This is a genomic window from Flavobacterium ustbae (genome assembly GCF_003946915.1).
Classification (GTDB): domain Bacteria; phylum Bacteroidota; class Bacteroidia; order Flavobacteriales; family Flavobacteriaceae; genus Flavobacterium; species Flavobacterium ustbae.
This window is the reverse complement of the sequence record NZ_RPOC01000001.1, coordinates 868,135-889,754: the sequence shown is the minus strand read 5'-3', so window position 1 is coordinate 889,754 and position 21,620 is coordinate 868,135. Positions and strand designations below refer to the sequence as shown.

The following is a 21,620-nucleotide window of genomic DNA, read 5'->3' as shown; positions in this document are numbered from 1 at the left end:
ATTAATTTGAATATCAAAAATTTAAATTAAAGTTAAATTTTTATAGTATCTTTAATGTATACAAATTCAATTTCAATGCAGGAAACTTTACTCCAAATAAAGACCTTTTTCCGATCTGAACGTTTTAGAAAATACTCCAAACGATTTGCTTTTTTCATTTTAGGATTGTTCGGATTATTGCTTCTCGCTTGTGGAGGATTATCTATATATTTCAACCAAAATAAAGCGGAAATAATCGCTAAAGTCAATACCAAAATCAACGAAAATATAAATGGGAAATTTCACGTAACCGATTTTCATTATAAGTTCTTAACCGGGTTTCCTTATTTTACGCTTGCGCTTAACGAGGTAGAAGTAAAAGACAATAAATGGCAAAGTCACAAACATACTTTACTGAGAGCTAAAGAAATAGAAGCGCGTTTAAACATATGGAGTTTGCTGCAGCAAGAAATTAATATTCATAAAATCTTAATTAACGACGCTGACATTTACATTTATAAAGCCGAAGACGGTTACTCGAACGCCAATATTTTTAAACCAAAAAAGAAAAAACCGCAAACGAATAAAGAAAAACCAGAAACGACAATAGACGAAATCAACCTCAGCCAAGTTCATGTGATTATCGACAATCACTTAGGACACAAATTGTTTGATTTTGACGTAGCAAATTTAGAATCTAAAGTAAATTACGACGATGACAACTGGCAAACGAATCTGTTTTTGAAAACCAAAATTAATAGTCTAGCTTTTAATACCGTTCACGGAAGTTTTGCCAAAGAAAAAGTACTCGAAGGCAAATTTGATATTGCGTATGCCGAAACCGGTCAGAAAATAGACATTCATACCAAAAAGCTTAAAATTGGTTCTGATGCTTTTGATATTGTAGCTTTCTTTAATATCGGAAAAGGAAATTCGCTTTTCGGAATCAATATCGGAACGGATATTTTATGGCGAAATGCTTCCAATTTATTATCGGCAAACATCAGTTCGAAACTTAACCAATTCGATTTGAAGAAACCGATTAAAGTAAACTGCGACATTAAAGGCGACTTGAATGTCGAAGGCGATCCAAAAATTGTGGTTCAGGCCGACATTAGAAACAACGAATTGACGATTCCTGATGGTTTGTTTACCAATTGTTCTTTCAAAGGCATTTTTACTAATAATTTCAAACCCGAAAAAGGTTTCAGCGATCCGAATTCTGCCATTATTCTAACCCATTTTAAAGCAGAATACGAGACTATTCCGCTTACAATTCCTCAAGCGGTTATCAATGATCTCGAAAAACCAATTGCCACTGGGGTTGTAAATGCTGATTTTGACGTTTCGAAACTCAACGGAATGGCCAACAATAAAGTTCTTCGTTTTGAAAGCGGTCACGCCAAAGCCAATTTAAAATTTCAGTTTGATATTGTCAACTTGTATATCAACAGGCCTCGTTTTACGGGCGATGTTGATATTGACGACACAACTTTTGATTATTTTCCGAAAAATATTAGAGCCGAAAAAACAGACGTGCAATTATCGTTTACAGAACAGGCACTTTACATTAAAAAGATTGCCTACAAACACAAAAACAATATCATCCGCATCGATGGAAAAATAGACAACTTCTTGAATCTTTATTATGATGCTCCAGAAAAAATGGTTGTAAACTGGAATATTTATTGCCCGCATATCGATGTAAAACAATTCTTGGGCGTACTGAAACAAAGTCCCGCGCAAAAGAAAATAGCGCAGAAAAAGCCCGTTAAGGGAAATGTCAATTTTATGACGCAGCTAAAACCGGTAATTGATAAATGTACGGCAATAATTAACCTCAAAGCAGACAAAATCACTTACGGATCATTAACCGCAACAAACACCCATGCCACTTTGCAAATGCTGAATTCTAAAGTCCTGCTCCAAAACGGAACCCTACAAACCTCTGGCGGAAGCATCAATTTTAGCGGTTCCGTAAAGCCAAGTGGAAATCATTTTGTTTTTAGTTCTAATGCTCAGGTAAACAACGTAGATATTGCCAGTTTTTTAAGGTCTTTCAACAACTTTGCAATCACCTCTTTTAGTCCGAAAAATATTCGCGGCCGATTTACCAGTAATGCCAATGTCGTGGGTTTAATGAGCAGTAAAGGCGATTTAATTGTCAATTCGATGAAAGGAAAACTCGATTTTAATGTCAACCAAGGCGCACTGCTCAACTTTGAACCGATTATGAAAGTCGGCAAATTTGCTTTTCCGCTTCGTGATGTAGAGAATATTACTTTCAGCGATTTATCAGGTTCGCTCAATCTTCGCGGAGAACAAATTGATGTCCATAAATTAACCATAAGTTCCAGCGTTCTCAACCTTGACGCAGAAGGCATTTATTCTTTCGGCCGAGGCACCAATCTCGCCCTCACCGTTCCGCTAAGAAATTCTAAAAACGACGCCAAACTCGCCACCAAAGCCGAACGAAAAGCCGTTCGCGAACGCGGCATTGTCCTGCACTTGATTGCTTATGATAATGAGGGGAAAATGAAGGTTAAGTGGGGGAAGAGGGATAAGGGGTAGATAGAAAATTACCTTTTATCAAATCCAGTTTGTGGAAAATATAATTCCTAATTTTGGATTATTATTCATAAATTGCACCACTAATTTTAGCGCAAAATGACGGGAGAAGAAAAGATCAACATTGACGAATTTGATAATAAAAAATTTAAAAATCGCTTTGTAGAAGAAGACGATAATAGAAAAGCCGTTGTTACACATTATCTGCACAATTATCATAATGGCGTTAAGGATCATTTTGAAGAAGAAGCTGCTGAATACATCAAACAAATTGTTGAATATAAGAATGAAGAAGAGAAACTAAATATGGTTTCTGATTCTGCATTACAACAATTACTTTTTGAAGTGGAAGATGTTCCATTTCCTACTCCCGAAAACTATACTTTTAAATTTATTGACCTATTTGCTGGAATTGGAGGATTTAGAATTGCATTGCAAAATTTAGGTGGTAAATGTGTTTACACTAGTGAATGGAATATCGATTCGCAAAAAACATATCGTGAAAATTTTGGTCAGATTCCATTTGGAGACATTACTCAAAAAAGCACAAAAAATTATATCCCCGAAGATTTCCAAGTTTTGTGCGCTGGATTTCCATGTCAAGCCTTTTCAATAGCAGGATATCGAAAAGGTTTTCACGACACCAGAGGAACTTTATTTTTTGATTTAGAAAAGATTATTGAAACTAAAAGACCTAAAGTAGTTTTTCTTGAAAATGTAAAAAATCTAGTTTCTCACGATAAAGGAAACACGTTTAAAGTAATTTTAGAAATATTGGAAGAAAAACTTGGCTACAAAGCATATACTAAAATTTTAAATTCTTCTACACATGCAAATGTTCCTCAAAATAGAGAACGTATCTTTATTGTAGCGTTTGACAAAGAACAAGTACCAAATCATGGAGATTTTAAATTTCCAGAACCAATACCTTTAACTAGAACAATTCATGATGTTTTAGAAAAAGGAAAACAGGCGGATAATTTATATTATAAAAAAGATCATCAGTATTATCCTGAGCTGGAAAAAACAATAACTTCAAAAGATACCATATATCAATGGAGAAGAGTTTATGTTAGAGAAAACAAAAGTCAAGTTTGTCCAACTCTAACTGCTAACATGGGAACAGGAGGACACAATGTTCCTTTAATTCTTGATGACTATGGCATTAGGAAATTAACTCCAAAAGAATGTTTTGCTTTTCAAGGATATCCAATGGATAGATATATTTTGCCTAATATTGCTAACAGTAAATTATATATGCAGGCTGGAAATTCCGTAACAACACCGTTAATCGAAAGGATTAGTCAAGAAATTTTAAATGTCTTACAGCCATGAGTGTTTGGGAACAGTTTTCTAGTGATCAAAGAAAAGAATACATAAAGTTTTTGCAAGTTTATGGAGCATTATCAAACCTTTTTCGTCAAAAACAAGGAGATTTAATTCCATATCTTGATTCTAAATTTCAAGAAACTGTTTTTACAAAAATTTTCAATAGTCAAAATGTTGATATTGGTAATACTCCACATGATGTACTTTCTATATTTGGTGATGATCGAATTGGAATTGGGTTGAAGACTTGGATGGGAAGTAAACCATCCTTTCAAAAAGTTATGCAACTTAAGCGCTACCAAAACGAAATTAATGAGTATCGTAGCGATCTACATTCGTTAGCATACAAAATTTCTGAGATTAAAAATCAGAGAATGAAAAGCGATTATGAACGATTAGGATTATCAGAAGATAAAAACATTTATCATTATATAACTCGCGATCAAGGTATATTCACTATAAATGAATGTGCTTATCCGCTCATTGATTTAAATAAACTTACAAATTTTAATTCAACATCATCTGCTTTATCTTGGTCTGATGGAAATAAAGACTATAGGTATACATTTGGTGATTCGCAAATATGGCAAAAATTTGATTCTAGCAAATACAATACTTTAACACTCAATAAATTTGATGTAAAAATTATTGAAGATCCATTTTCATTTTTACTACAAGCATACTTCAATCTTATTGAAACGACAAAAGTTGCAGAACCTGATATTATTGAAGCTTACTTACCATTGTATTCCTACCAATCAAAAGAAGTAGAAGAAAAATCTGGATTAAATGCATGGAATGCTGCATCTAAAAATAAAGGAAGTAATACTCTAAGACCTTTAAATGAAATTTACGTTCCTATTCCTAGAGAATTTCATAAAAAACACCCTGATTTTTTTACATCTAACATATTTGAGTTTGAAAAAATTAAAGAAGATTATAAAGGTCCTGCTGATGAAAAACCTGAAGTACGCTTCTCATTAAAGCTTCCAAATGGAAAAACAATTCCTGCTTTAGTTACTCAAGATAATATGAAAGGTTTACAGTCTGGAAGCAACACTATAAGAGATGAAAATGGTAAAAGATTTGGACAATCTGCATTAGGTCAATGGTTACTTGTAGATGTTTTAGGACTCAAAGAAAGAGAACCTGTTACTCGTGAGTGGCTAGAAAAGAAAGGAACAGATTCTGTTCGCTTATGGCGTAAAAAAGATGATTATAATTTGATTAATATTGACTTCGCTCCTATTGGCTCTTTTGAATTATTCATGAAAGATGAACCTGTTCCAATTGATGAAGATAACTTTATACAGTAAAACACAATAATCTTAAAAATGGAATATCTAGAAAAGAAAGAAAATCTGTTTAACTATTGGTTATTTATTGAAGAATATTATCCAAATTATTCAAGTTGTGATAATGTTTTATTAAGTGATATTTTAACTAGGAAACTTGAAGGAGAAGAAGTTTGTAGTGAAGATGATGAGTACATTAAAGATTGGGATGTTAGAAAAGAATTATTTGAAGTACATAAAGAATTATTATGTAAAGCTTTTGAAAATTATTTCAATACCGTTTACCCAGAAAACACCAATTTATTCAGCCAGTAAAAACTTTCATCCAGATTGATATTTTCTTGTTGAAGAAATTCGTTTTCGCGCATTACGTTTAAGGCAAGAATATAATTTACTTGTCTAAGGGTTTTCGCCATACTTTTCGAATCGATTGAATTGTTGAAAAATCCTATTCAATAACAATTCTTTTGCAGAGTTTTCTACAAAACAAACCTCTCAGAACCAAATTACAAAACTGGAAATTAATTCATTAAAATTTTCATAATCTTTCCTTAACTCGCTTGTCTTTTATCCTTAAAATCGATAAGTTTGAGTATGAATCATTAAAAAATTATGCGTTATGAAAGTACAAATCAATACCGACAAAAACATTGAAGGAAGTGCAAGATTAGAAAGTTATTTTTCTGCAGAAGTTGAAAAAAGTTTAGATCGTTTTCAAGATAAAATTACCCGTGTAGAGATTCATTTTGGTGATGAAAACGGAGAAAAATTCAGCTTGCATGACAAAAAATGTGTGATTGAAGTCCGTCCTGTAAAATTACAGCCTATAACTGTTACAGAACACGCCGAATCGCTTGAAAAAGCTTTCAGTGGCGCATTGGCTAAAGTCAAAAAATCGTTGACTAGCACTTTCGAAAAAATAAAAGAACATTAATTTTTAAACCATATAAGTGATATAAGTTCATTTTTAGTTTATTACTAAAAAAAAAATAATCTCGCAAAGACGCGAAGCCGCAAAGTTTATATATACTTTGCGGCTTCGTGCTTTTATTAAATAAATGATAAAAACTTAAATTTTCTAAAAATTCAAAGCCTCAAAGTATAAACTTTGAGGCTTTGTTTATTTACAGTAAAAATAAAAAAACTTTAAATTTTCTTATATCACTTATATGGTTCAATTTTTATTTTGGCAATGGAGCTCCAACTGCAATATCGCAACGGTGACCTGGTTTTCCGTGTGGCGGATTCATTCCGTCTGCTACTGTCGCTTCTGTGCCTTCCGTACTCAATAAAGCCGGAACTGGATTTGATGCTGGCGGCGTTACAGAAAAGTTTTGTGTCACTGTTCCGCTTTGCGCTGTATTCGTTGTTGTGGTGGCTGTTGTTTTTGCTGGAGGCGAATTTAATGGCGCTCCAACCGGAATATCACATCTATGCCCGGGCTGGCCGTGTGGCGGATTCATTCCTTTTGGCGTTTTAGCAGGAACTGTTGTAGTTGTCACTACTTGAGGCTGACCTACCTTTACTGTTTGCCCTGTTTGTGTCGCAGCCTGACCTTGCTGCGGCGGTGCGGAATTTAAAGGCGCTCCAACCGCAATATCGCAACGGTGGCCTGGCTGTCCGTGTGCAGGATTAATTCCTTTGGTATCGCTTAAAACTGTATTTGGGTTCGCTGCAGGATTTTGCACCACTGGCGCAGCAGCTTTAGTTGTATCTTTTGCAAGTCCTAACCTTACTAATTCAGATGTTGCTGTACTTTTCTGCGGTTCCAATTCTTTTTTGCAGGAAATAAAAAGTACAGAAGTAACAGCTAGCGCGCTTAGAAGTATTTTTGCGTTCATTGTGGTATTATTTAAAATCTCTCAAATATACTTGTTTTTTGAATTTAACCATATAAGTAATGTAAGTTCATTTAAAGTTATTTGTTAATGAATTTTAAATGTTGAAAAACGTAAAACTTTTTTCCCGCAGAGTTAGCAGATTAAGGGGATTTTTTTGCTTAAATAGATATAAAAAATCTGCCCAATCTGCTAAATCTGCGGGAAAAAATAAATAAAATATATTAATAGCAACCAGACAACATTCAATTTAAGCTTTACTTAGAAATGCCACAAAGGCCAAAGTCGTTAAGAATCTTAAAATAAAACTTTGCGCCCTCGTGTCTTTGTGGCAATAATTACGTATTCCTTGATTTCTTAAATAGCTTATATGGTTTAAAAAAATAATATCTTTAAACTTTAAATTTATATATCATGAAAAAAATTGCTTTAATCCTTCTATTTATTAGCGCTTTCGCGAATGCCCAAACAGACAAAATCAAAATCAATCAGACCTTAGACGCTTGGCATAAAGCAGCTGCTGAGGTAAAATTTGATGCTTATTTCAGCGTATTAAATTCAGATGCGATTTATATTGGTACCGATGCTACCGAAAATTGGACGAAAAAAGAATTTGCTGTTTGGGCAAAACCCTTTTTTGAGAAAGGAACTACTTGGAACTTTAAAGCCTTAGAACGTCATATCTTTTTTGATAAAAGCGGAAAAATTGCTTGGTTTGACGAATTGCTAGACACTCAAATGAAAATCTGCCGTGGTTCTGGAGTTTTGGTTAAAGTGGGTAACGAATGGAAAATTCAGCATTATGTTTTATCAATGACAGTTCCGAATGACGAAGTCGACGCTGTAACCAAGATAAAAGCGCCAATTGAAGACGCTTTGATTGCAAAACTTCAGAAAAAATAAAACATTTTCAATATTTCTTATTATAAACATAACTTTTTGAGCACTTTAAAAGCATTGTTACTGCTCTAATTTTTAATTAATTCGGCAAAAACAATGCTCTTTTATAACTTCAGAATAAGATACTGTCAAAAAAAGAAGCCGTATTTTACAAAATCAATCAAAATAAAAGCCACACCTCTATTTTAATAGCCTTTAAAACAGGAATATTTATTTTTTTCTAACTTTGACCCCAAAAAAAATAGGGTTCAACAAAGTATTTTAAAAATGAAAACAGAAAAACGCTGGATTATTTCCTTTATTATGATAAGTGTCGTTTGTACGATCGGTGCATTTTGGCCAACAGTAACAGAAAATGATTATGTTTTATCAGAATTTGGAACTTTAGATCATATTGTTCCTGCTGATGTTGCCTGGATGCTTACTTCAAGCTGTCTGGTTTTGATTATGACACCAGGATTGTCTTTCTTTTACGGCGGAATGGTCGGAAAGAAAAATGTTATTTCGACTATGCTTCAAAGTTTTATCTGTTTGGGTGTAGTAACACTTTTATGGGTAGTTGTGGCGTTTAGTCTAGCTTTTGGAGAACCTATCGGATTTGGTTCTGGAGATCATTTTTACAGCTTTTTCGGAAACCCAACCACTTTTGCTTTTATGGATTATGTAGGCGTTCTGCCTCATAAACAACTGGCAAATACGATTCCGTTTATGCTTTTTGCTTTGTTTCAAATGAAATTTGCCATTATCTGCCCGGCAATTATTACAGGTTCGTTTGCAGAACGCGTTCGTTTTATCTCTTATTTAGTATTCATTAGTTTATTTACGATATTTATTTACGCTCCTTTATGTCACGCCGTTTGGTACCCAACGGGTGTTTTAGGAAGCTATTTTGGTGTTAAAGATTTTGCCGGAGGAACTGTAGTACACATGAGCTCTGGTTTTGCAGCTCTAGCTGGAGTTATTGTTTTAGGAAAAAGAAAAAACAGCCAGCATATTCCAACCAATATTCCATTTGTATTATTAGGAACTGGAATGCTTTGGTTTGGATGGTTCGGATTCAACGCTGGATCTGCGCTTGCTGCCAACGGAACTGCAGCTATGGCTTTTGCTACAACTACAACTTCATCGGCTGCAGCCATGCTAACTTGGATTTTCTTTGACCGAATGAACGGCAGAAAAGTTTCGGCTCTTGGAGCTTGTATTGGCGCGGTTGTCGGTTTAGTAGCTATTACGCCTGCCGCAGGATTTGTTTCTGTGCCAGAAAGTATGTTCTTCGGTTTCATCACAGCTTTGGTTTCTAATACGGCTGTAAACTGTAAATATTCTAAAAGATTCGACGATACGCTTGACGTTTTTGCCTGCCACGGTGTCGGCGGAATTATGGGAATGATCTTAACAGCTGTTTTTGCTCACGGCGAAAACGCAAGTTTACTTCACGGCGGATGGAATGTTTTCGGACACCATATGATGGCATTGGTTTTGGTTTCGATCTTTACTTTCTTCGGAGCTTATTTCTTGTTTAAAGTAACGAACTTTATTATTCCACTAAGAGTTTCAGAAGAATCAGAACACATCGGACTAGATTTATCGCAACACGATGAATCTCTTGATCCAAAAGCACAGCCAATTACAGAACCACATTACGGATAATTTTTTCCCGCCACGAATTCACGAATTATTATAAAAAATAAAATTCGTGAATTCGTGGCGGAAAAATTTTAAGCCACGGATTGCACAGATTCTCACAGATTAAAAATAAAATCCATTTAATTTGTGTAATCTGTGGCAAAAAATAAACTAAGAATAATTCGTGAATTGCTTCGCCTATTCGCTATCGCTCGGGTCGTGGCAGAAAAATCTACACACAGTTAAAATCCGTGTAATCTGTGTAATCTGGGGCGAAAAAGAAATCAGAGTAATTCGTGAATTGCTTCGCCTATTCGCTATCGCTCGGGTCGTGGCAGAAAAATCTACACACAGTTAAAATCCTTGTAATCTGTGTAATCTGTGGCAAAACAAAAATCAAGAATAATTCGTGAATTCGTGGCGAAAGAACTTTTAAACCTAATTCCGCTATTTTCATTCGTTTATATTCCTTAATTTTGCGGAAAATTTTTGTAAAAGTGGGAAGTAAAAATAAACTAAAAAGATTCAGAGAAAACGAAACATTTCAAAACGTTTTTCAGCCAACCAGAGAAGAAGTTGTAGGCGATTTAATGCCTTTAAAAGGAAAATGGAATTCTGATTTCTTTAAAAATGACAATCCATTAGTTTTAGAATTGGGGTGCGGAAAGGGAGAATATTCTGTTGGATTAGCAGAGAAATACCCAGACAAAAATTTTATCGGAATTGATATTAAAGGAGCGCGTTTCTGGAGAGGTGCCAAAACTGCTGTAGAAGACGGACTTCATAATGTGGCATTCGTACGTACACAAATCGAATTGATCAATCATATTTTTGCTGAAGGCGAAGTAGATGAAATCTGGATTACTTTTCCAGATCCGCAAATCAAATACAAGAGAACCAAACACAGAATGACCAATTCTGAGTTCCTGCAATTGTACAAAAAAATCCTGAAAAAAGACGGAGTGGTAAATCTTAAAACCGATAGCGAATTCATGCACGGCTATACACTTGGATTACTTCATGGAGAAGGCCACGAAGTTCTTTATGCTAACCATAATGTTTACAAAAACGAAGGAAGCCCTGAGGTTGTAACTTCTATCCAGACTTTTTACGAAAAACAATATTTAGAAATTAATAAGGCAATTACGTATATTCGTTTCAAAATTAAAGACTAATTTTAATTTCGAAACCTTTATCTAACCGATTTAATTACTAAATGACCTATCTAACTCCACTACTTTCAGGTTTTATTGCCGCTGTAATTGGGACAATTCCGCCGGGATTACTCAACATGACTGCTGCCAAAATAAAGATGAAAGAAGGAAGAAAGAATGCCATTTGGTTTGTAATCGGTGCTGTTTTAGTTCTTTTTTTTCAGGCGTATGTTGCCGTACTATTTGCACGCGTTATAGACAATCGTCCAGACGTTGTAATACTTTTGCGTGAAGCTGGTTTTATCATTTTTTCGATATTAACCATCTACTTTTTCTTTTTTGCTAAAGAACCAATAGCAAAGAAAAAAACGAAAATCAAAAAGAGCAGTAAAAAAAGCCGTTTCTTTCTGGGAATGCTACTTTCTGGATTGAATTTCTTTCCTATTCCGTATTACGTTGTTGTAAGCGTAACGTTGGCTTCGTACCATCTTTTTGTTTTCGAAAACACGATTATTTTGACTTTTGTATCAGGCTCTGTTCTTGGAGCTTTTATCGTTTTATACAGTTATATTGCTTTCTTTGGAAGAATAGAAAAGAAAACCGATTATTTCATGCGCAATATGAATGCAATTATCGGAACCATTACCGGAGTAGTGGCTCTTGTGACGCTTTTTAATATCTTGAATTATTACTTCGCATAAAATTTATGCCACAGATTAAAGGATTAAAAATGATTCTTTTTTTGTAATTAAATTTTCACGCAGATTTCCCAGATTTAGCAGATAAATAGTAATTTTAGAATCCTTTTAATCCTTTAATCTGTGGCAAAATAATTATGGCTGAAGAGAATTTTTTCGAAAGAGTTTATGTAATCGCTAGACAAATTCCGTTTGGAAAAGTAACTTCTTATGGCGCTATTGCGAAAGCTTTAGGAACGGCTCGCTCTGCAAGAATGGTAGGCTGGGCAATGAATGCGTGCCATAATATGGATGATGTTCCGGCGCACAGAGTGGTAAACCAAAAAGGCCTTCTGACCGGAAAACACCATTTTGACGGAACTAATTTAATGCAGCAACTTTTAGAAAATGAAGGCATTAAAGTCGTAAACAATCAGATTGTCGATTTTGAAAAACACTTTTGGAAACCTGAAATTGAGGGGTGATTTTTTTTGAACCATATAAGTGATATAAGTTCATTTTAGCTTGAGCTTGAGCTTAATTATTTTATTTTTCTCCCGCAGATTTAGGAGATTTAAGATAGAATAAATAATTAAAAATCTGCCGAATCTGCAAAATCTGCGGGAGAAAAAACTTTGCGTCTTAGCGACTTTGCGAGATTTAAATCATTCAGTACTCTCTTTGCGTAGACGCACTGCAGTGCGTCTCTACATTACAATTTCTACATTACAAACTTTACAATAAAATCTTTAAGCCTTAGCGTCTTTGTGGCAAAACTTACTTTTAGATAAGGCATATCACAAAACTAGTTTGATCTTCATCGGTTTGATAGCTTAAATAGCCGCCGTGCGCTTCGATAATATTTTTAGAAAGCGTTAATCCAATTCCGGCGCCGTCTTTTCTTGTGGTGAAAAATGGAAGGAAAACTTTGTCTCTAATCTCAGCATCTACTCCTTTTCCATTATCAGAAATCACAATAAAAAAACGATTGTTTTCAGTATAACTAGAGATTAATAATTTCTTTTCTTCTTTTTCTTTTAAAGCATGAATACTGTTGGTAATCAAATTGATAATTACTTGTTCCATCTGGTTTTTATCAATCAGAATCGAACGTGAACTATGAACTTCATTGATTAATTCGATTCCTTCTTCTTTTAGAATCGGACTCATAATACGCAAGCAATCTTCAAACAAAGCATTTATAGGTGTCATTTGCTTGTTTGGAGTCGGAAGCATTGCCAATTTGCGATAATTCTCTACAAAAAACTGTAAATGATCGCTTCTATTTATGATCGTCGAAATACTGCTTTTGATGTCTTCAAAATCATCTTCTTCCAATTCTTCTTGATCTACAATATGAAGTAAATTCTGCGAAAGCGCACGAATCGGCGTGAGCGAATTCATTAATTCATGCGAAATAATTTTCATTAAATTAATCCAAGCTTCTTTTTCTTTTTTCTCTATAACACGCTGAATACTATCCAATAAAATAATAAAGTACTCTTTATTGTAGGTTTGCGTACGAGAAGTCTGGAGCATAAAAGTCTGCAAATCCTGATCTTCTATTTTAATCGAAATGGCTGTTTTCAATTCACTAAAATCTACGTTTTCAATTTCATTGCAAAGTCCCGGAAGATAATTTTTAAGGTATTTCCAATGACTTACTTTCGGTACTTTAAACAGATTCGAAAAACAATCATTCATAATAAAAATTGACCAGCTGTCTTCTTCTTTTTCTAAAATCAAAGTCGCTGTATCGATACTATTTAAAATCGAACGATAAATCAATTCTTTGGAGGTTTGTTCCTGTTTCTGAACTTTTAAAGTATCGTATAAAAGATACAAACTGCTAAAATTGTCTTTTTTATACTCTTCGGGAAAGTGAGTCGAAAAATCGTCATGCAAAATAGAATTTATTGTTTTGTCATAAAACAGCAATTGATTCTTGACAAAAAAATACATTTCGAACAGGAAAATCAAAACGAAAGCACCAACTAAAATGGCATTGAATTGAAATCCTTTATAAAACAATAAAGCACTACAGAGAAAAAGCGCCATTACAAACACAACTCTTATAAACAATGCATTATAAAATTTCCAATTCTTCATGTTATTTTTTTTCTTGCCACAGATTCTAAGGATTAAAATGATTTTATCAATTAAATTTCCTAAATCTGCGGGAAACTTATTTTAGACAAAGAATAAAAATCCTTTTAATTTTTTAAATCTGTGGCTAAACTTTATTTTAAATCGTATTTTTCAATTCTTCGGTACAAGGCAGCGCGTGACAAACCAAGTTCTTCAGCGGTTTTGCTGATATTTCCATTGTGTTTAAAAAGCGCTTTTTCAATGGCTACTTTTTCCATTTCAGACAACTGGTTTTCGTCATTTTCCTGAATTTCTTCAAAATCTAAAATATCCAAATCCATTACAGAAATGGTATTATTTTCTGCCAGAATAAGTGCGCGTTCTATTTTATTTTCCATTTCACGGACATTTCCTTTCCACGGATATCGTTCCAAATAAACCCCAGCATTGTCTTCAAAACGCCATCCCGAAGCTTCGTGACCATGATTGTATTTTTCGGCAATCTGTTCCAAAATAAAATTAGCCATCGGTACAATATCATCTTTTCTTTCACGTAAAGACGGAAGATTGATTTCCATTGTATTGATTCTGTAAAGTAAATCCTCACGAAACGTTTTATTTTTTACTTCTGTTTTAATGTCGCTGTTTGTTGCTGCGACAACACGAACATTCAGCGGTCTTGGTTTACTTTCTCCTAAACGTGTTACGGTTTTAGTCTGCAAGACATGGAGTAATTTGGCTTGAAGATGAAGCGGAATATTCCCTATTTCGTCCAAAAAAATAGTGCCGTTCTGTGCTGTTTCAAATCTTCCTGCGGTATCGACTTTGGCATCTGTAAAAGCTCCTTTGGCATATCCAAAAAGCTCACTTTCGAACAAATTATCGCTCAACGAACCTAAATCTACATGCACAAAAGGCTGATTTTTTCTTTCAGAATGCTGATGAATATATTCGGCAAAGACATATTTTCCTGTTCCATTTTCACCCAAAATCAAAACATTGGCATCTGTTCGGGCTACTTTTTCGGCCATAGAATAAGCTTGCTTAATTTTGGCCGAAGTTCCGACGAAATATTTCTTTTCGTTTTTTTCTGCTTTTTCAGGAGTTTTTTTACTGTTTTTTCTGCTTTCGTTAACAGCTTTGTCAATGGTTTCCAGCAGTTTTTCGTTATTCCACGGTTTTAGAACATAATCAAAAGCGCCTATTTTAATGCCTTCTACAGCGGTTTCGATTTTACCAAAAGCGGTCATTAAAATTACGATCGTCTGCGGAGATAAAGTTTTGATTTCTTTTAGCCAATGAATTCCTTCTCGCCCATCTTCAAAACCAATTCGGTAATTCATATCCAGCAAAACTACATTGATGTCATTTTCGCTTAAGATTGAAATGATTTTTTTTGGACTATTAGTGGTGAAAATCGTTTCAAAATGTTTCTTGAGAATCATTTTTGCAGAAAAAAGAATTTCTTCCTGATCATCAACAACTAATATTTGGGCTAGTTTTTTTCTCATGTGGTGTTTTTTCTGTCCGCTTCCGAACGGTCAACTGTTCATTATCGGACACTCCTTTTTTGACTTGGTTTTTAAACCCTCTTTAAAATCAATACTTTACAAATAATAAATTTTATGGCATAGTATTTACCTATTGACTATCAGTAAAATAATTAAAGAAATGGACACGATAATTCCTCGTAAAAATAAAAAATTTAGATATCTCGCAATAGCAATTGCTGTTTTTTTAGTTTTGCTAACCATCACGATTTTTGCTTTTAACACCAAAAGAACCTTAAACGTAAAAGCCGACGAATTGGTAATTCAAAAAGCAGAAAAAGCGTTTTTCGAAGATTTTGTCGTTTTTCAGGCAAAAGTAGAACCATTGAACATGATGCTGGTAAACGTAACTGAAGGCGGTTCTGTAAAAGAGATTTTTGTAGAAAACGGCGCTATGGTTACCAAAGGACAATCGTTGGCACGTTTGTACAATCCGAATACAGAATTGAATTACTTGACTCAGGAAACGGCTATTATCGAGCAAATCAACAATTTGAATACAGGAAAATTAAACATTAGAAATCAGGAATTAAACTTGACTAAAGATTTTGTTTTAATCGAACATGATTATAACGATGCCAAAAGGCTATACGACATGAATGCGAAACTTTATGAAAAGGATGTAATTTCTAAAAATGACTGGAATACTTTTAAGGAAAGTCTTCGCTTTCAGGAAGAGCGTAAAAAAACGATTCAGCAGAGCATTCAAAAAGAAAAACAAAGCAATCAGGTACAGATTTCGCAGATAAACCGTTCGATTCAGACGATGGAAAAAAGTTTGGATATTCTTAGAAATAACAAAAAGAACTTTTTAATTACAGCGCCAGAAACAGGACGATTAACTTCTTTTGAAGCTGTTTTGGGACAAACTTTTCAGGCAGGCCAAAGCATTGGAAAAATTGATTCTAAGAAAGGCTACAAACTCGCGGCAGAAGTGGATGAATTTTATCTGGAAAAAATCAGAGAGGGATTAAAAGGACAGGTAGAATTTAAAGGTGCAACTCTTGAAGTTATTGTGACTAAAGTAATTCCAGAGGTTAAAGGCGGGCGTTTTACCGTAGAACTAGCGTTTATTTCTAAAGAAAATATTGTTCTTCAGGACGGACTTAGTTTTGGTGTAAAATTGATTTTATCTGAAAAGAACAAAACACTGGTAATTCCGAGAGGCGCATTTAACCACGAAGCTGCAGGAAAATGGATTTTTGTAGTGAATGGAAACAAAGCCCAAAAAAGAAATATCAAACTAGGACGCGAAAATCCTTCGTATTATGAAGTGCTAGAAGGCTTAAAAGAAGGCGAATCTGTAGTTACTTCTTCTTATACCGATTATAAAGACATTGAAGAGCTTGCATTGGAATAGTTTGTTTTGTTTCAGGTTTCTCCCGAAGTCTCGGGATCAAGTTAACGAACTGCAAACCTGAAACTTGAAACAAAAAAATATAAAAACATCAATCATCAATCATCAATCAAAAAACGAATTTAATAACATTTCAAAACCTTAAAAAATTATGATCACAATTCAGAATTTAACCAAAGTTTTTAGAACCGAAGAAATAGAAACTGCTGCTTTGAGCGGAATCAATTTAGAAATAAAAAAAGGAGATTTTTTAACCATTATGGGGCCTTCTGGCTGTGGAAAATCGACTTTACTGAATATCATTGGTCTTTTGGACAGTGCAGATGGCGGAAGCTATAAATTGCTAGATCAGGAAATGATCGGTTTAAAAGAAAAAGGAAGAGCAAAAGTGAGAAAAGAAAATATTGGTTTCATTTTTCAGAATTTCAATCTAATCGACGAGCTTTCTGTTTATGACAATATCGAACTCCCTTTGCTTTATAACAATGTAAAAGCTTCTGAAAGAAAACAAAAGATTGAAGCCATTGCGGAGAAACTAAATATCTCTCATCGATTGAGACATTTTCCGCAGCAGCTTTCTGGAGGTCAGCAGCAGAGAGTTGCCGTTGCAAGAGCTTTGGTAAATGATCCGAAAATTATTTTGGCCGATGAGCCAACAGGAAACCTTGATAGTAAAAACGGTAACGAAGTAATGGAACTTTTAACCGATTTACATGCTAAAGGTGCTACTATTTTGATGGTTACCCACTCTGATTATGATGCTTCTTTTTCGCAAAGAACCATTCACATGAAAGATGGAGTTATATTTTCTGAGAAGTTAAATCAACGAAATGTTGATGTTTTTATGGACGCTAAATAATAAAGTGATGATTAAAATTATTGTTACTGCACTCGTAGTTCTGGTAGAATTAGTATGCAAGATTTTTACAATGATCTAAAACCTTAAGGGTTTTGAAAAACTGCCATATCAACTATAAAAAATATACATCAAAATGATTTTTAACTGGTTTAAAATATTTATATATCATTTAAAACAAAGCAAATTGTTTTCGTTTTTAAATGTTCTAGGATTAAGCATCGGAATTGCTGCAGTTATTTTTGCCATTCTTTACTGGAATAATGAGCATTCTTACGATCAATGGAACCCTGGAAAAGAGAATACTTACATGGTTTTGAATAAAATTGGATCTACAGGAGATACTTGGGCAACCAGCTCTATTCCTTTTGGAGAAACTTGTAAAGCATCTATTCCTGAGATTGAAAAAATCTGCTTTTTTAATACCTGGTATGATGAAGAAGTTGTTAAATATCAAGACAAAAAATTGATTCCCAAAAAAATAATGGTAAGTGATGAGAATTTCTTTGATTTTTTTCCTTTTGAGATTTTGAAAGGTGCAAAAACCAATATTTTAAAAGAAAAAAACAGCGCTGCTATTTCTGAAGAACAAGCCAAATTACTTTTTAATGACAAAGATCCTATTGGAAAATCGATTACATATGGAAGCTCCAATTATACTGTAAAGTCGGTTTATCGTGTTACCAGACCTTCTTCTATAGAACCAAATTATGTTTTCAGCGGTGTAAAAAGAGATGGCGACGAAAATAGATGGGGAAATTTTAATTATGGTTTATTGATTAAAATCAAAAAAAATGTTGATCCTGCTTTGGTTTTAAAGAAAATGCATAACGTAAACTTTGTAAACCGAACTGTAAAAGATGCTAAAGAAAGCGGACAAACAGTGGAACAATATGTAAAAGAAAACGGAGAAATTAAAATTATTTTGGATCAGTTAAATACTGCTCGTCTACATGGCACAAAAGCTTCTGGCTCTAATTTTCCTGAAGGCATGGGTAATTTAAAATTACTTTATATCATGGCTGGTTTATCTCTGTTAATTTTGGTTTTATCACTGGTAAACTACATTAATCTGGCAACAGCATCTGCCATAAAACGTGCGAAAGAAGTAGGTGTGCGAAAGATTGTCGGAGCTTCAAAAAATCAGATTATTAGACAGTTTATTTTTGAAACTGCCATCATTGTAACGCTGGCCATTTTATTTGCTTTAGCAATTGTAGAACTTTCATTACCTTATTACAACAACTTCCTGAATAAAAAATTGACTATAAATGGCAACGAATTTTACCTGCAGCTCATTTTCATTTTTGGATTAGTAATTGTTCTTGCAGGTATTTTCCCAGCCATTTATATCGCTAATTTTGAAACTTTAAAAGTCCTTAAAGGCAATTTTTCAAGAAGCAAAAGCGGAATATGGATTCGAAACTCGATGCTTATTTTTCAGTTCGGAATTGCTGCATTTTTTATCATCGGCGCTCTGATTGTTAATTCTCAGGTCAATTTTATGATGAATAAAGATTTAGGTTTCAGTGGCGATCAAGTCATTTCAATTCCGTATAACAAACCAGATCGATTTAAAAGAACTGCACAATATTTGGTGGACAAACAAGAAATTGCCAAAATTTCTGGAGTTGTTGATGTTTCTACGTTTGCAGGTTCTTTTGGCGGGAGTACAAACTCCAGTTCTGGTTTCACTCACAATAGCATTTTCGTACAGCCGAGAAATGTCGAAATGGATTTTGGTTTTCTAGAGATGATGAAAATCAAAATTGTTCAAGGACGTGATTTATCACCTAAATTCGCTTCAGACACGATCAACAGTATGTTGATGAATGAAACACTGGTGAAGGCGCTTAATCTTAAAAATCCAATCAATACTGTTATAACTTCCGGATGGGGAGATGAAAAAGGGAATTTGAAGTTTAAAATTGTCGGGGTTGTAAAAGATTTTAATATTACAGGGTTGCAGAATAAAGTGCCTCCAATGGTATTTATTAATCTTAAAACTTTAAAATGGAACAACTTCAATTATATATTTGTAAAGGTTTCTCCAAATAATTTAACAGAAACGTTAGAAAAATTGAAATTATACTGGGAGAAAAACGTAAATCCCGATTACCCTTTTGATTATGAATTTGTTAACAAAGGATTTGCAAAAACTTATGAAGAGCAAGTAAAGCAGAAAAACCTATTTTTCATCTTAAATTTGGTTGTAATTGTAATTGCAATTTTCGGATTGTTTGCTTTGGCATCATTTTCGATGGAAAGAAGACTGAAAGAAATCGCCATTCGAAAAACTTTAGGAGCCGAAACAGATATACTCTTAAAAGAATTGTCGAAACAATATATTGTTTTCTGTTTTATAGGTTTTGGAATCGGAATTGTTCCTGCTTATCTATTATTACAGAAATGGCTGGAAGATTTCGCTTTTAGAATTGGAATATCGACTGTTCCGTTTGTAATTGCCCTGATTTCTCTTTTGATCTTAACTTTAGTGATAGTTCTAACAAAAGCATTTCAGGTTACCAAAATAGATGTATTAAAATATCTAAAATACGAATAAGCTTGTAGACCATTTTTTTTAAAGAAGCCCGACAGATTTCAGTAAAATCCGTCGGGCTTTTATTTTAATCCTTCATCGTTACAGCATCGGAATAAAGCAGTTTATCTAAACTCTCATCGCGGTTATAGACATCTGGGAAAAAGTTTATTTCGCCATTGTCCTGAACCCAAGCGGTAAAATATCCTATGTAAACCGGAATTTTACGTTTAAGCATGCAGGTAGTTTCTTTTTCTCCGCTCATTGCTTTATCAATTTTATCTACTGGCCAATCAGGATCATCTTTTAAAATATGTAATGCCAGTTCTCTTGCCTCTTTCACATTTATACAACCATGACTGAATGTACGATTTTCAAACTGGAACAAACTTTTTGCAGGCGTATCGTGCATATAAATATCATTCGGATTCGGGAACATAAACTTTACTAATCCTAAAGAGTTTTTAGGTCCTGGTTTTTGCCTTACTTTCCCTCCATTCCATTCCATATTATGTTCGGCGAGATAATTTTTATTGCTGGCAATTTGAAGTTTCAATTCGTTTTGAATAATGCTATTCGGCACATACCAATAAGGGCTAAAAACAATTCGATCCATATTACCGCTGAATATAACAGTTTCACTAAGCCTATTACCAACAAAAATATCCGACACCAAATCATATTTTCCATCTTTAACATAAATCACTCTGAAAGAAGGAATATTAACCATTACATATTCATTTGCCCGGGCGAGTTTTGTCGGAATCCAACGGCATCGTTCCATATTCAGCATAATGGTCTTAATTCTTTTCTCAATTGGTTCGTTAAACTGCTTAATATGATCTCTATTAATAATATAGTTCAGTGTCAAACCGTGTCTTTTTTTGTAGTTCATAACACCATCCATCAATTCTCGATCATAAAAATTACTTTTAGAATCTTGCTTGAGATCGCCAAGCACATAGAGCCTTTGTCTTATTTCTTTTATCGCTGGCGCAGTAGTATCTGGCCTCATATCCCTGTAAGTAGCACTATCGATAGTGATTTTTTGCCAAAGACCATCTTTTTCTATTTGTCTATATTTCTTTAAAGCATCCTGAAGTTTATAATATTGGGCAAATAATAGATAATCGTCTTCATTTAGCCTATTGGAATCAACAATAAGAGAATCTAAAATTCGGGAATAAGAAATAGATTTTGCCGGAAGAAACCAGCCTATTTTTTTAAGCGTTGTAGGATCTACACCAGAATATACATTGCTGGCATAAAACACGTACATGCTTGTTAGCAGTAATTCTGTATCTATCTGCGGAGGCTCAATGTTATCGCTTTCATTAAAAGCTTGATCAATTATATCCTTGTAAGGCATTTTGGCCTCGATTCCCTGATCTTTGAGCACGTTTACTTTCTGATATAAAAGCGCTCCAAATTCGGTTATACTTTTTTCGTCATACCAAATAGATTGGTATTGTTTGGCCTTGTAAATATCCTCAACATCTTTCTGATATTTTTTAAGCTTAGGATATTTTTTAAAAAATGCATTAATCGAAGCAGCATCAATAGCAATAATTGAAACCGTTTTACGATTTGTTAAATCAGCCTTGTTTTTAGTATTCGAAGTAAATGAAAATGCAAAAAAACTGACCGCTGTAATAATCAATGAAAAAGTAAAATTTCGCATATTTTTAAAGTTTAAATTGTAGAATAACTTTAAAAAAAATACCGAAAACCCAATAAATACTTCAAAAAACTAGTTTTCACATATTTTTTTCTTGTCTTAGGAATCATCGATTTGGGCTATCAAATATAAAGAAGTTTTGTGAGAATTTTTATTTAATTGAAAGAAAATTTATATAAAAATCTT

At 33.9% G+C, this 21,620-nt stretch carries 17 protein-coding genes; 13 read left to right on the top strand and 4 right to left on the bottom strand.

The window, feature by feature from the left end:
• The first annotated feature begins 54 nt into the window (after window positions 1–54).
• From EG814_RS03800 to EG814_RS03780, 5 genes are all read left to right on the top strand, one after another.
• Window positions 55–2,550 (top strand): AsmA family protein, encoded by a 2,496-nt coding sequence (locus tag EG814_RS03800; protein WP_235830901.1) that lies wholly within the window; start codon window positions 55–57, stop codon window positions 2,548–2,550.
• Between the two features lie 96 nt (window positions 2,551–2,646).
• Complete coding sequence (dcm, locus tag EG814_RS03795; protein ID WP_125719031.1) at window positions 2,647–3,882, top strand: DNA cytosine methyltransferase; 1,236 nt, start codon at window positions 2,647–2,649, stop codon at window positions 3,880–3,882.
• Window positions 3,879–5,192, top strand: a complete 1,314-nt coding sequence (locus EG814_RS03790) for a phospholipase D-like domain-containing protein (RefSeq protein ID WP_125719029.1) — start codon at window positions 3,879–3,881, stop codon at window positions 5,190–5,192. The genes dcm and EG814_RS03790 overlap by 4 nt, the downstream gene beginning before the upstream one ends.
• A gap of 18 nt (window positions 5,193–5,210) precedes the next feature.
• Complete coding sequence (locus tag EG814_RS03785; protein ID WP_125719027.1) at window positions 5,211–5,486, top strand: 6-phospho-beta-glucosidase; 276 nt, start codon at window positions 5,211–5,213, stop codon at window positions 5,484–5,486.
• A 304-nt stretch (window positions 5,487–5,790) separates the two neighbouring features.
• The gene (locus tag EG814_RS03780) at window positions 5,791–6,105 is read left to right on the top strand and encodes an HPF/RaiA family ribosome-associated protein (protein WP_125719025.1); all 315 of its coding nucleotides are present in this window, start codon (window positions 5,791–5,793) and stop codon (window positions 6,103–6,105) included.
• Window positions 6,106–6,352: 247 nt separating this feature from the next.
• On the opposite strand, the gene EG814_RS03775 is transcribed toward EG814_RS03780, so the two are convergent.
• A complete protein-coding gene (locus EG814_RS03775) occupies window positions 6,353–7,012 on the bottom strand; it encodes a hypothetical protein (protein WP_125719023.1) in 660 nt (219 codons plus the stop codon).
• 411 nt (window positions 7,013–7,423) lie between these two features.
• Between EG814_RS03775 and EG814_RS03770 the strand changes: the two genes are divergently transcribed.
• The 5 genes from EG814_RS03770 (at window position 7,424) to EG814_RS03750 (ending at window position 11,851) form a co-directional block, all read left to right on the top strand.
• Entirely contained in the window at window positions 7,424–7,912 is a 489-nt protein-coding gene (locus EG814_RS03770) for a nuclear transport factor 2 family protein (RefSeq protein WP_125719021.1), read from the top strand.
• A 264-nt stretch (window positions 7,913–8,176) separates the two neighbouring features.
• Entirely contained in the window at window positions 8,177–9,559 is a 1,383-nt protein-coding gene (locus EG814_RS03765) for an ammonium transporter (protein ID WP_125719019.1), read from the top strand.
• Between the two features lie 473 nt (window positions 9,560–10,032).
• Window positions 10,033–10,710, top strand: a complete 678-nt coding sequence (gene trmB, locus EG814_RS03760) for a tRNA (guanosine(46)-N7)-methyltransferase TrmB (protein WP_125719017.1) — start codon at window positions 10,033–10,035, stop codon at window positions 10,708–10,710.
• Window positions 10,711–10,751: 41 nt separating this feature from the next.
• Window positions 10,752–11,390: a LysE family transporter gene (locus EG814_RS03755; protein ID WP_125719016.1), complete on the top strand. Its 639-nt coding sequence runs from the start codon at window positions 10,752–10,754 to the stop codon at window positions 11,388–11,390.
• Between the two features lie 134 nt (window positions 11,391–11,524).
• A complete protein-coding gene (locus EG814_RS03750; protein WP_125719014.1) occupies window positions 11,525–11,851 on the top strand; it encodes an MGMT family protein in 327 nt (108 codons plus the stop codon).
• A gap of 298 nt (window positions 11,852–12,149) precedes the next feature.
• On the opposite strand, the gene EG814_RS03745 is transcribed toward EG814_RS03750, so the two are convergent.
• Together EG814_RS03745 and EG814_RS03740 are read right to left on the bottom strand one after the other, a co-directional pair.
• Window positions 12,150–13,475, bottom strand: coding sequence for a sensor histidine kinase (locus EG814_RS03745; RefSeq protein WP_125719012.1), 1,326 nt, complete (start codon window positions 13,473–13,475; stop codon window positions 12,150–12,152).
• 131 nt (window positions 13,476–13,606) lie between these two features.
• Window positions 13,607–14,965, bottom strand: coding sequence for a sigma-54-dependent transcriptional regulator (locus EG814_RS03740; protein WP_125719010.1), 1,359 nt, complete (start codon window positions 14,963–14,965; stop codon window positions 13,607–13,609).
• 160 nt (window positions 14,966–15,125) lie between these two features.
• Between EG814_RS03740 and EG814_RS03735 the strand changes: the two genes are divergently transcribed.
• The 3 genes from EG814_RS03735 (at window position 15,126) to EG814_RS03725 (ending at window position 19,780) form a co-directional block, all read left to right on the top strand.
• Entirely contained in the window at window positions 15,126–16,364 is a 1,239-nt protein-coding gene (locus EG814_RS03735) for an efflux RND transporter periplasmic adaptor subunit (RefSeq protein WP_125719008.1), read from the top strand.
• 148 nt (window positions 16,365–16,512) lie between these two features.
• Complete coding sequence (locus EG814_RS03730) at window positions 16,513–17,220, top strand: ABC transporter ATP-binding protein (RefSeq protein ID WP_125719006.1); 708 nt, start codon at window positions 16,513–16,515, stop codon at window positions 17,218–17,220.
• A 133-nt stretch (window positions 17,221–17,353) separates the two neighbouring features.
• Window positions 17,354–19,780, top strand: a complete 2,427-nt coding sequence (locus tag EG814_RS03725) for an ABC transporter permease (RefSeq protein ID WP_125719004.1) — start codon at window positions 17,354–17,356, stop codon at window positions 19,778–19,780.
• 64 nt (window positions 19,781–19,844) lie between these two features.
• Here EG814_RS03725 and EG814_RS03720 read toward each other — a convergent pair whose 3' ends face one another.
• Entirely contained in the window at window positions 19,845–21,437 is a 1,593-nt protein-coding gene (locus tag EG814_RS03720; protein ID WP_125719002.1) for a L,D-transpeptidase family protein, read from the bottom strand.
• Window positions 21,438–21,620 lie beyond the last annotated feature (183 nt).

Bases quoted from the DNA above. Each gene is read 5' to 3' on its own strand.
- EG814_RS03800 (WP_235830901.1), top strand. From the start codon at position 55: ATGTATACAAATTCAATTTCAATGCAGGAAACTTTACTCCAAATAAAG.
- dcm (WP_125719031.1), top strand. From the start codon at position 2,647: ATGACGGGAGAAGAAAAGATCAACATTGACGAATTTGATAATAAAAAA.
- EG814_RS03790 (WP_125719029.1), top strand. From the start codon at position 3,879: ATGAGTGTTTGGGAACAGTTTTCTAGTGATCAAAGAAAAGAATACATA.
- EG814_RS03785 (WP_125719027.1), top strand. From the start codon at position 5,211: ATGGAATATCTAGAAAAGAAAGAAAATCTGTTTAACTATTGGTTATTT.
- EG814_RS03780 (WP_125719025.1), top strand. From the start codon at position 5,791: ATGAAAGTACAAATCAATACCGACAAAAACATTGAAGGAAGTGCAAGA.
- EG814_RS03775 (WP_125719023.1), bottom strand. From the start codon at position 7,012: ATGAACGCAAAAATACTTCTAAGCGCGCTAGCTGTTACTTCTGTACTT.
- EG814_RS03770 (WP_125719021.1), top strand. From the start codon at position 7,424: ATGAAAAAAATTGCTTTAATCCTTCTATTTATTAGCGCTTTCGCGAAT.
- EG814_RS03765 (WP_125719019.1), top strand. From the start codon at position 8,177: ATGAAAACAGAAAAACGCTGGATTATTTCCTTTATTATGATAAGTGTC.
- EG814_RS03755 (WP_125719016.1), top strand. From the start codon at position 10,752: ATGACCTATCTAACTCCACTACTTTCAGGTTTTATTGCCGCTGTAATT.
- EG814_RS03750 (WP_125719014.1), top strand. From the start codon at position 11,525: ATGGCTGAAGAGAATTTTTTCGAAAGAGTTTATGTAATCGCTAGACAA.
- EG814_RS03745 (WP_125719012.1), bottom strand. From the start codon at position 13,475: ATGAAGAATTGGAAATTTTATAATGCATTGTTTATAAGAGTTGTGTTT.
- EG814_RS03740 (WP_125719010.1), bottom strand. From the start codon at position 14,965: ATGAGAAAAAAACTAGCCCAAATATTAGTTGTTGATGATCAGGAAGAA.
- EG814_RS03735 (WP_125719008.1), top strand. From the start codon at position 15,126: ATGGACACGATAATTCCTCGTAAAAATAAAAAATTTAGATATCTCGCA.
- EG814_RS03730 (WP_125719006.1), top strand. From the start codon at position 16,513: ATGATCACAATTCAGAATTTAACCAAAGTTTTTAGAACCGAAGAAATA.
- EG814_RS03725 (WP_125719004.1), top strand. From the start codon at position 17,354: ATGATTTTTAACTGGTTTAAAATATTTATATATCATTTAAAACAAAGC.
- EG814_RS03720 (WP_125719002.1), bottom strand. From the start codon at position 21,437: ATGCGAAATTTTACTTTTTCATTGATTATTACAGCGGTCAGTTTTTTT.